The organism is Psychrosphaera sp. B3R10, from assembly GCF_018861025.1.
Classification (GTDB): domain Bacteria; phylum Pseudomonadota; class Gammaproteobacteria; order Enterobacterales; family Alteromonadaceae; genus Psychrosphaera; species Psychrosphaera algicola.
On sequence record NZ_JAHKQH010000042.1, the window covers coordinates 258,699 to 270,320 of the forward strand.

Here is an 11,622-nt window from a genome sequence, read left to right on the forward strand (position 1 = left end):
CTGTCGAGAAAAACAGCGTTCCTGCGAAGTTCGGATGAGTCTTGATAAGAGGAGGCAACTCCACACACCTGACGTTGAGACCTTTTGTTACACCATACTCATGTATATAGAGCTTTATAGTCAATGATACCTAGTGGTACAAAGATTTAATTGTTCAATTAGATTTGGGCTGTACCCCATTCGTAATAATTCAAAATCACGAAAATCAATGGCAGCATCTGTTCCCGTCCCCTGAAGTACATAGACGCTGCCACTGTGCGTTTCAATAATACCTCTGTTAAGGTCACATTTTTCTATGCGAGAGGTGGTGACATAATCATTGGGTGCGAACCTGTAGGTTTGGTCATCTAGTACAAAGCCATATAAAACCTTGCCTACGAACGTATTATCGTCATTTTTATCAGCCAAATATTTAACGGCTCACTAATCTTTTCTACATTTATTGTTGGCTTCATAGCTTTGTTAAAAGCGTTTGACTATATGATCACAACAAAAGGGTTCTTGGAAAGAAACATGAAAAGCCTATCCAATGCGCGGTAGTAATTACTTTTAAAAGCTGATATTTTACAGATGATTACCTGAATTCCAATTGGTATTGTTATTTATTTCAGGGCTAAGTTACTTGCCATTGATGGCGGATCTCGCAACTTTAGTTTGTTTTGGTTCTTTAGTAATTGATAAGCTCTTTAAGGATATTAATATGGAGACAGTATTTTGGTGCGGGGTGGTGTTTGCGCGGGCAAAGGCTTCAAGTCTAGTACTGGTTCTGAAATAGTAACGATAGCTCGGGATGTAGACGCCACGGGGTAACTCCCTGAGCCCGCGCCACTTTTTCCTGTGTATGTTTCACTTCTAAGATATCAAAAAATATTTTAAGTTTGTAAAGGGATTTAAGCTTGAAACACCCCGAGATAAAATCGTTATTCAAATACTATCCAATAGGTAAAAATCAGCTGAATGCTCTTGCTCAGGGTAAGCTTTGGTATTCAAAACCTGTCCGTTTTAATGACCCCTTTGATACTCGTTTTTACGTGGATGGTAGGGTTTATACATATGAAAATGAGCTTGATACTAATAAATTAACGGAAGTATTTGGCAGTGATATGTCTGATGCGATAGTGACTAAAAAAGTATCTTTAAAAAGTAAGTTGGAGCTATTCAAAAAAGAGATTGAAGAGCTTGGGGTTTTATCGTTAGCGACAAGTAATAAAAATTTATTGATGTGGTCGCATTATGCCGATGAGCATTACGGAATGTGTATGGAGTTTGTTCGTAAAGCAGGTAGTAAATTAGCGGATGATATGGAAACTCGACCTATTCATTACACTGATAATCACCCAACCTTAACTCCTAAAGCGCTTCTAGATTTCGATAAAAAAATGTCTAGTAAAAGGCGAATCCTTTATGCTAAATCCAAGCATTGGGGATATGAAGAGGAATGGCGGCATATTCTTGAAGTTGGAGATCAGTTATACCCTTGGCCTGCACCACTCAAAGCTGTCTATTTTGGTTGTAAAGTTGAAATGCAAGACATCAATCTAGTCCAAAAAGTTATTAATAACAGCAACGTAAAATATTACAAAGCTGATTTAAATAAAAGTACATTTGGCATAAATTTCAATGCAGTATAAATTTTTAAACTGTCAATTTATAAATTAAGCATTTTCTTGCTTGCCACTTTGTCGCTTGAAATTCCCAAGCTAAATATTCTAGACATCTAATATCGAAGAAAAGGATACATAGAATACCTAAAAAACGATTCTATAAGCCTAAACTTACCTAGCAAAATTAGATGCCCGTCAAGTGGTCGTCAAGAATAACTTTGCGAGTATATGAGTAGTTAAGACCTAGCACATAATTCTGCAATTTTAACTATATAATTTTTAGACAATATTAGGATTATGTAAAATATGAATGACTCTAAGGTCCCTGAAACTATTTCAGAGTGGCATGAATGGCTTTCTGAAGAAGAAACAAAAACTCTAGAATCATATTTAGCTAAACCTGCTAATTTAATAAAAGAGTTTCGCAGTGAAAGAGCCACCAGTGAAGATTATAAAGGCAGGGAGGTTTTAGAACTTTTACAAAATGCTGCGGATCAAGCTAAAGAGTCTTCTGTAAGGGGGAGAGTTGTTATTGAGGTAATGGATGAAGGGCTATTAGTTGCTAATACTGGTAAGGCGTTCTCGCTTGGTGGTGTACATTCATTACAAAATCATCATCTTAGTCCTAAAAGGCGTAAAGAAAAAAAGTTAATCGGATGCAAAGGACTAGGGTTTCGCTCGGTACTAAATTTAACTAAAAAACCTTTAATATCTAGTGGGAGTTTAAATATCGCATATAGTGGTGCGTATAATAAAAAGTTATTAAAGCAGATCTGTAGTCAATCTAATGACGTTCAGTTATTAGTCTCTAAAGAGCAGGAGCAAGAAAAAGGGTTAGTATTTCCCATTTTGCCATTTCCAGCATTTGGTAAAAACTATGATGAATTGACTGAACCTACTACTTTAAAGTTTAAAGAGCGCTGCCATTTCTGGCGTTCCGAGGGTTACAATACTGTTATAGGTATACCTTTTGAAAAGCCTGAATTTAGATATGATGTCGAAAAACAAATCTGTTCACTTAGCCCAGAAGTACTTTTATTTGTCCCATATTTAGATGAAATTATATTTATCCTGCCAAATAAAGACGTTAAAGTTTGGACAAAAGAAGGAGATGAATCGGCATCTTTAGTTTTAGAGAATGATGAACCTATTGGTATTTGGCAAATATTTAGACAGTCAGGAAATGTAGAAAGTACTTATCTTGATAATAACACCGATAAATTATTGGGTTACGAGCTAATCATTGCTGTGCCGGATTATAATGACGGTGATAACCCAGTAACTCATCCATTATATTCTTATTTTCCTACACAAATAAACCTTCCCGTTCCTGTTGTTTGCCACGCTACTTTTGAATTAGACCAAAGTAGAAACCACTTAAAAAAATGCAAAACTAATGAGTTCGTTTTTGAAAAGTTAGCGGAGTTTATAGCCGAAGTAGCAGAGTTAAGAGCAAAACAGTTCCCTGATGGTATTAATGCTGGTTATAAAATAGTGATACCTTTAGAAAGTTATTCACACGATTTTAAGTCTGTGAATTTTGAAGATTTATTATACGATTCTGTGTCCAATAAAAACATAATACCTACTATTGATGGTTCTTTACTTTCACCTAAACTTAGTAAAGTTTTAAACATTGAAAGTACCGAGTGGTTGCCTGAAGAAAGTTTTGGCGATATTGCAAAATGTAATAAAGAACAAAGCCGATTTTTCATTAAATTAGGTGCTGAACACATAAATAATAAAGAGATACAAGAAAGATTTATTGCTCATAATTGGCAAGATGTAGATCAGCGAGTTAAAGCAATTACTGGAATAATAGCTCATAATTTCCATTCTTCTACTCATTCATCTTCTTTACTGTTAGCAACTAACCAGAAAAGTCTACCGCATGCAGTGACAGTTTTTAATTCTCGGAAAGGAATTGATTTACCCGAACTTCCTTCATGGCAAAAGCTTTGGTTTTTAGATGAGCTTATGCAAACAAAACTGATGTTCCTCTTAGAAGCAAAGGATGTAAGAAGTCTACAAGTAAAACTATCGGATTTTGGCTTAAGAGAATACTCCTTGGGTAGCCTTATTAGTAGGTTAGCAGCAAATGCAAACTCGAAGAAAAAAGTTGTTGAAACTCCGGAAAGAAAGATAATAAATGACGAATTGATTACTGCAATTTATAGAATATATAAAGCTGAAGATCTTAGTTCAGTCAAACCTGCCTTTCCACCGAATGTTACTATAGAAATTGAAAACCAATCAGGGGATTTAATTCGAACGTCAAATTTATATTTTGGGAAAGGTTATGGTTCTGATGGCAATATTACCCAAGTTTTGTACGAAGATGTTAAAGATTGCAAATTAGTCGCTCTACCATCTACATTTCATTTCACGGAAAGCATTGAAAACTTGATTGAGTTTTTTATTTGGCTCGGTGTAAATAAATGGCCAAGAACTATAATCCAAAAGCGAATAAATATTAGCGCTGATAAAACTTATCTCGAACATGTTAAAGACTCATTCGATTACCCTGTGAGTTTTGGGAATGAGTATATTTTTAAAACAAAAGAATCACTATCTTCATCTCCATTGTATTTAACTTCAATAGCAAATATAGATGGTTTAGAACAATTTTTGATTCCAACTAAATCGGATGCAGTAGCAGCATGGCTGTCTAGAGATGAGAGAATTAATACTCTTTTAGCTGACACCACCGATAACAAAATAGCGGCAAGAAAAGGCTACGACAGAAATGATAGAGTTCATCAAGGGGCATTGCCTAGCTACATAAAATGGAAGCTGGAATATACGGATTGGTTGATGGATAAACACCAAAAACCAATAAAGCCTAAAGAGTGTATTGTCATAGATAAAACTACAGATGCAATTTTTAGTAGACCAGCTAGACCAAAAGCTGAAGTGTTATTAAGCTTTGGAGTATCTGAAAGAAACATAATTGATGGTTGGAGGAAAGGCGGTGTAATTACCAATCAGTTTGAGCTGAAATCCTCTGATATTTACGATAAATTGATAGAACTTCCTGCAAAAGATCCGAAGGGAGTTGCAGCTAAAGCACTATACCGCTGGTTCTTAGATATTATCGATGCTATAGAAGTTGGTAATGAATCGTCAAAGTTAAAATTTTTGTCTACTGGAGAAATGTGGGGCGTGTGTGATGGGAAGTTCGATTATTACCCGATTACAGACTTAAGACATGATGATATTGGAAGTTTGCCAAGCACTTTAACTAAAAAGTTATCAATGGCTGCGCTTTCTCATAAGGTTGGGGTTAGAAAAGTAGAAAAAGTTTTTGGTATAAAGTCAATTAGTCTTTCTTCTTTAAAGCAAAAACCAAAACATTATATTCTTGATATTGACCTTGATGATTATTTCCAGAAAGCCAAACCATACTTGTATGCTGTAAGGGCTGGAGTAGCTGGCCAACAAGCAATTTTACAAAAATTAAAAGGTTATTCACTTAAAGTATGTTCTGAACTAAATGCAGAAGTAATATATGAAGGCGATGCAATAGAGTTTTCTCTTCCGTTTTGGGGATGGTTAATAGATGAAGCAACTAGCACTATTTATGTGCGTTCAAATCCATCACTACAAACAAATTCTAATTCACAGTTACTTGCTGATTCAGTTGGTTCTGCATTAGCAAGCATGTTCTTACTCACAGATGGAGGTAATTTTTCTAGATTATTTTCATGCGGAGAAAATGAAAGAAGAGAGTTACTAAAAAGTATCAGAGGCGATGATAGCTTTATTGATATTGATGAAATTTTGTTGGATTTTGACGATGATTTTACTATTGATGAAGAAGAGCACCTATACTCAGCCTTCGATGAAATTGATGATCCTGAAGTAGTAAATGATAAAGATGAAAGCTCTGAAAGCCCAGGTGATGATGAGCAACTTCGCGATAAGAGATCTACTCACAAGAGTGAAAAAGAAGCATCAAATGACGATGATGATGATATAGAGGTTACGTCGAAAGATCCCCAGCCAGTCAAAAAGAAAAAAACAACTAATATAAAAGTTGTCAAGCGAACTAAAAGTTCAAGGAACAGCGTTTCAGGATATAAAGCTACGGATGGAGACTTTGCTGAAAAGAAGGCTATTGAATTTGAAGAATACTCGAATAGGTTTCCATTGAGAGTAGGACAAATTCAAGGAAAGGAAGGTTTCGGCTGCGATATCCTAAGTTTTTCATCTCAGCAATTAAGAGATGACTTTAAATCAAATAAAAATAGAAATATATCTTCAGTTAGTCGCTTCATTGAAGTTAAAGGCAGAAAAAATATAAATGCTGAAATAGAGTTGCGTGGCAATGAAAAAAATTGTGCGTATAAACATTCAGAAAAATATTATATATATAGATTAAGTAAAACCAATGACGGTGAATACTTGTTGGGTATATTAAAAAACCCTCTGTCAGTGCAAGAGGCTGTTGAACAATCAATTTATGTTCACCTTGATATGACAGAAAGTACTGAGTTTTTGGATATTAGAGGGGGGATCAAGGAGAGCTAAATAGTAAGGTTATAACCAATGTTCAGGTATAACCAGACTATATAAAGTTGAGTACAAGTAATGATTTTAAAACTTAATAACGTTAACAAAATCCTTACTAATTGGCTTGATAGTTTGTCGAAAGGAAAATATGAACCTTTGATTAAAGTGTGGTCAGGGCCAAAGGGTACAAGACGTCATTTATATAAAGGGATCAAAAGTGGCCGAACTCACCATTTTTTAAGTGATGGTGAAAAGCGCCTAGGAATTGTAAGAGATTCTCTGCCCGAGACCGTTGACTATTTTGAACAATATCCACTTTATGTGTAACCAGACGCAGTGGTATAGGTACTTAGACTTTGGTCATTTGGGCTTCCAAGCTGCAAAAAATAAAGAAGCCCATTAGGAAGACGAAACAAAGGAAATTTTCAAAGGCTCTAGGCTCGATGAAGCGCTAGGTTATCTTGACGAAAATATTGAGTATTATTCAAACTAATAGAATATGGATTATTTATTGCGGTTGGTCATTGATTTAAGATGCCTAACTGCATTTAAAATTAAGGATTAATATATGAAACAAATTTTGATCATTTTGTTTATTGTAAGTCTTTTAGGTTGCGAATCATCGAAGGAAGATGGACTAATCGCAGATATAATCTTTGTAAGTGAATCAGTTGAGTCTTGTATTAAAGAACGAGCAGAAGCTGAGAGCTTTACTAAGGTAGAAGAGTTAACAGAGGTTCTTTGTAAAGGGGGCTATGGTTACTCAAATTTACAAGACTTAAACCACTTTCCAAATTTGAAAGGAGTCGCCCTTCATTCACTAGATGCTCATGAAGTAAACTTCGATAACATTCTGTATGTCGAAAGACTATCAGTAATTTCTTCGGAGCAACTTCGCAGGCTTACAATACAAAATTCTTCTAATTTAGAGACTTTTAAAATAGAAAATTCACATAAAGTTAACGAAGTTTCCCTTGATAACCTGCCAGAACTAAAGGATTTAACGATTCGAGACACAGTACTAGAAACTTTAGACATTGGCGATATACAGTCATTGGAAAGTTTATCAATAGGCACATATGGCTCTGACTCTTTTCTTTTTGATTTAGTAGTTTCAATTGAAAGTTTAGATCTTACGGCAAATCAAAACCTAGAAGAAATTACCTTAAAATACACAAAATTGAAATCAGTTATGCTTGAAGGTCTAAATAAGCTAAAAAATCTTACAATTCATAGCAGTGAGCTGGATCAAGTATATTTGGACCTTCCTAGCTTGGAAGAATTAGTTTTATTTCAAAACAAAATCTCTAGCATTGATTTAGGGTACGTACCAAAAATTACGCACCTACAACTTCAAAATAATTTTATTAATGAAATTGATTTAGATCCGAATACAAATCTTTCTTTTGTACGCTTAACCGATAATCCATTGTCACAAGAAGCTATTGAATATCTGGACTCTATAGATTGGATTGATGATTTAAAATACTAATAGCTTTTATAGATTAGCGGTCTGACAAGCCGCTAATCGCAAATACATACAGTGTTGTAAACTCACATTAGCCAACTTCAATTTTGCATCGATCCAGATCAAATAACGTATTCAATGTTTTCCAGCGCTCTTTGGCTCTAATAGCATTAACAAGAGAATTATAATTACCTACAAAAACACTGACCAAGGGGTCAGAGACGCTGAAATTAATTACCTCTTCAGTAATGTGTTAGCCGTGCTAAATATCGCCTGGGCGCGGCTAACTATATACCCTCGAAGAAAGAGGTTTTAGTTTTTGTATTTTAAGCAAATAATAATCGAGAATAACGTGAATAGAACATCAGTGATGTTATTCTAACTGGCCGTAACTTTACGTAAATAACCAAGTGTGCATCATCCGTCCTGGCATCATAGCTAAGCTGCCAGCTATTAATAGCGCGCCCACATACATGCCAAGCATATGTCTTTTATGAGCACCCACATCGCCTTTTCGAATTGCTAAAATAGCTAATGGAACGGTTACGAACACGAGGACACTTAATAAGTGAATAAACCCGAAGTGGTTTAAAATTGTAGGGCCGACAACGGCTGGCATAAACAGAGTAATAAATGCCGTTGCAAGCATAAAACTCACATAAAGCTTTCCTAACATTTTGTGTTTTGGCGTTCCTTTGCGAATAAATAAAATGTATGTCCCGAGAAAGAAAGCCGGTACTACAGTGGCTAGATGTAAATATGCGAGTTGTATGTATGTCAAAATATGTCATCCATTTTTGTTTAAAATTAGATTAAACGATTACTCTTTTACATTCAATACGTTCTGATATTACTGACAATAAGGACCACGAATTTAAGACGTTCTGTTCTTGCTATCCATAACCGCTTGTTGTCGACGCTCTAAAAATTGTAGCCGTAAGTGCAAAGCTAATGAGCTACCGTTATCGCCTTGCGTAAATTTAATGTTATCTCTAGCGAACTTATGGTTGCGCTGTCAGTCTACACTCTACTTTATTGAAAACCATTTTAGTTTATTGAAAGTCATTTGACTCAATTGAAACCCATTTTAAAGCAAGGATGTTTATGAAAATCAAAGCATTAATATTTACCTCAGTAGTAACATTTATTTTGAACGGATGCATGAGCATGCCGATTAGTACCATGTATAAAATGAGTCAATTTTCACCACTTGACATAAAACCCCATGAGCTAAAGGTCGCAATTCGCACAAATGAAGCCATCAATATCCAAAGCGGCGCAGTGCAAATTAGTATGGATGTTCAAAGCAAGGGAATGGAAAAAGCGAGCGGTATCTCTAAATCACAACTCGATGAGTTTGGTCCGGTGGACATTGCATTAAAAATGAATGTTCGTGTTTTACCTGAAAATAAAAAGGGTTTTACGCCAATTTTGTTAGACGATATTGGGGATGATGAGCGTTTAACAATATTGAGTCTATCAGATGAAGATGCACAAAGTATGTCCGACACGCTGGCGTTGGTTCGAAAATACAGAGCTAATGGCATAAAACCACGTGGTTCATTTGGTATATCAACGCAGTCACAATGTTTTGGTGACTTTTCTGGCTTCGATGAACTTGAAGTTGATGTATTTATTCAAGTTGATAATCAAGAAGGGTACATCATGTTTTTAGAAGACATAGACATTATTGAAGAAGCCAACGACCGAGACTTAAAGATGCTCACAACAAATAAATGCGAATAGGCGACCTATGTGCTCAGAATTACTTCGTTGATTTTTGAAGGATAGCGGCTAGGCTTGATATTCGTACTTAATATAGAAGGTTATTATTTATGGCACGGATGCCAAGATTAAATTTAGCAAATGTTCCGCAACATGTGGTGCAAAGGGGAAATAATAGACAAGTTACGTTTGTCACACGTAATGATTATGTCGCTTATTTAGAAAAACTTAGACTCTACGCAGAAGAATACAAAGTGCAGGTCCATGCATTTGTTTTGATGACTAATCATGTTCACCTATTATTGACACCAACGACAGAGAAAGGCATTAGCCAATTAATGCAATCTTTGGGGAGCTATTATGTTCGCTACTTTAATCAAGTATATAATCGAACAGGCACGCTGTGGGAAGGACGTTATAAGTCGACTCTGGTTGACTCTGAGAATTACTTCTTATTAGTTAGCCGTTATATTGAGCTTAATCCCGTAAGAGCCAATATTGTTAGTCACCCTGCAGATTATCCATGGTCAAGTTACCAACAAAACGCCGTTGGCAAACAAATTCAGATGCTGACTGAGCATTTAACTTACTTGGCTTTGGGCAGCAATAGCGAACAAAGGCAAGAGCGTTATCGCTTCCTTTTTAACTCGGAGATCCCAGAAAAGTCACTGGCTGAAATTAGGGACTCTACCGATAAAGCATGGGTGTTGGGCAATGACAAATTTAAAGAACAGGTGGAACAGTTAACGGGAAGAAGGGCATCGCCAATGCCCAAGGGAGGTGATAGAAAGTCTCAAAAATTTAGAGACAAACAAGGGGGAGAATTTCAGCGGCTTTGACCCCGCTGGTCAGCAGTGGTCTTATTTTGAGATGATTTTATAGGGTAAATACGGAATGATTTTGTCTTCCCATGCTTTTACCTTTGTCGTCATTTCTTTTACTAAATCGGGGTGGTTCTTAGCGACATTGTGCTGCTCAGAAATATCTTTAGATAAATCATATAATTGCGACTTTTTATAATAAGGGCTTACTACCAATTTCCATTTTCCAGATCGCATTGCTTTACTTTTATCTTTAGTTAATAAGCTCGTCGCTTTAACCGTTAAACCACCGTTGCGCCAAAACAATTCACGTTTTGTTTCTTGTTGCCCAAGAAAGGTAGGAATAAGATCAATCCCATCTAGTTGATGATCTTTAGGCACACTAGCGCCCGATAACGATAAGATAGTTGGCATAATATCTAACGTTGTAGCTAACTGGTTGTTAACTGTGTTTTGTTCAATTTTATTTGGCCACCAAGCAATTGTAGGCACTCTGTGACCACCTTCAAATAAACTCCCTTTTTTACCGCGTAATACACCGGCTGAAGACAGCGACATTGGTCCATTATCTGACGTAAATAAAATTAACGTATTGTGACTAATACCTGCACGTTTAACTGTTTCGACAATTTTTCCAACACTGATATCTAACTCTGTTAGGACTTCTTTATAAACGTCACTGGCCTTAATGTTCTTATCTTGTTTTTGTTTATTAGGCCCTCGTTGTATACGTGAATTCGGGCCTTGCATGGGATCATGTACAGCCTCGTGAGCAACGTATAATACAAACGGTTTTTCTTTATTGGCGTTAATGAAGTCGGTTGCGTGTTTCGTAATAAGATGAGTGGAGTATCCTTCTTCTTTAACTTGTTCATTGTTGTGCCACCAATCAAACGTACCCTGGCGGTCATAATGTGAAATGTAATCAATATTTCCAGATAAAAAACCAACAAAACGGTCAAAACCAAAATTCATTGGGTGATAGCGTTGCTGATAGCCAATATGCCATTTACCGATCAATGCAGTTTTGTAACCTTGAGATTTAACTAAACTTGGAAACGTTATTTGGCTTTTAGGATCAACACCAAAACTATGTGATGGATGTTTAGGATCTGCGTTTACTACCCCATCTACAGTAGATCTATGTTGATAACGGCCTGTAATAAGTCCGGCGCGAGTTGGGCTACAAACTGTGCCGCTTGAATGAAAATCGGTAAAACGCATACCTTCTTTGGCTAACTGATCTAAGTTCGGTGTTTTTTGTTTTCCGTTATAACTGCCTAAGTCACCGTAGCCTAAATCATCGGCCATAATAATAATGATGTTCGTTTTACCCGGTTGTATGTCTTGTGCGCTTGTTTGTGCAATTGACAGTAAACTAGCAATGATTATTAATATGGTTTTCATTCGTTCATTTCCTTTCAAAGTTCGACCAGTGGGGTCACCCATTAGACAAACCGTGTCAATAGCACGAGCGATCCCGTGTCGCTTG

General features: G+C 36.2%; 7 protein-coding genes. 5 read left to right on the forward strand and 2 right to left on the reverse strand.

The annotated features are described in order from the left end of the window. Window positions 1-896 precede the first annotated feature (896 nt). The 3 genes from KO525_RS16490 (at window position 897) to KO525_RS16500 (ending at window position 7,608) form a co-directional block, all read left to right on the forward strand. On the forward strand, window positions 897-1,631 hold the full coding sequence (locus tag KO525_RS16490; RefSeq protein WP_101215506.1) for a DUF2971 domain-containing protein: 735 nt from the start codon (window positions 897-899) through the stop codon (window positions 1,629-1,631). 279 nt (window positions 1,632-1,910) lie between these two features. Then, complete coding sequence (locus KO525_RS16495; protein ID WP_215964925.1) at window positions 1,911-6,134, forward strand: sacsin N-terminal ATP-binding-like domain-containing protein; 4,224 nt, start codon at window positions 1,911-1,913, stop codon at window positions 6,132-6,134. A gap of 550 nt (window positions 6,135-6,684) precedes the next feature. Further along, entirely contained in the window at window positions 6,685-7,608 is a 924-nt protein-coding gene (locus tag KO525_RS16500) for a hypothetical protein (protein WP_215964926.1), read from the forward strand. 370 nt (window positions 7,609-7,978) lie between these two features. Here KO525_RS16500 and KO525_RS16505 read toward each other — a convergent pair whose 3' ends face one another. Beyond that, entirely contained in the window at window positions 7,979-8,365 is a 387-nt protein-coding gene (locus tag KO525_RS16505; RefSeq protein ID WP_215964927.1) for a DUF2306 domain-containing protein, read from the reverse strand. A 323-nt stretch (window positions 8,366-8,688) separates the two neighbouring features. Between KO525_RS16505 and KO525_RS16510 the strand changes: the two genes are divergently transcribed. After that, window positions 8,689-9,330, forward strand: a complete 642-nt coding sequence (locus KO525_RS16510) for a hypothetical protein (RefSeq protein WP_215964928.1) — start codon at window positions 8,689-8,691, stop codon at window positions 9,328-9,330. Window positions 9,331-9,419: 89 nt separating this feature from the next. Then, complete coding sequence (locus KO525_RS16515) at window positions 9,420-10,148, forward strand: transposase (RefSeq protein WP_215964929.1); 729 nt, start codon at window positions 9,420-9,422, stop codon at window positions 10,146-10,148. A 21-nt stretch (window positions 10,149-10,169) separates the two neighbouring features. On the opposite strand, the gene KO525_RS16520 is transcribed toward KO525_RS16515, so the two are convergent. After that, the coding region (locus tag KO525_RS16520; protein ID WP_371744425.1) for a sulfatase-like hydrolase/transferase at window positions 10,170-11,622 on the reverse strand (1,453 nt) is incomplete at its 5' end.

Excerpts from the sequence above, each read along its gene's own strand:
- KO525_RS16515 (WP_215964929.1), top strand. The coding sequence starts at position 9,420 with ATGGCACGGATGCCAAGATTAAATTTAGCAAATGTTCCGCAACATGTG.
- KO525_RS16500 (WP_215964926.1), top strand. The coding sequence starts at position 6,685 with ATGAAACAAATTTTGATCATTTTGTTTATTGTAAGTCTTTTAGGTTGC.
- KO525_RS16510 (WP_215964928.1), top strand. The coding sequence starts at position 8,689 with ATGAAAATCAAAGCATTAATATTTACCTCAGTAGTAACATTTATTTTG.
- KO525_RS16495 (WP_215964925.1), top strand. The coding sequence starts at position 1,911 with ATGAATGACTCTAAGGTCCCTGAAACTATTTCAGAGTGGCATGAATGG.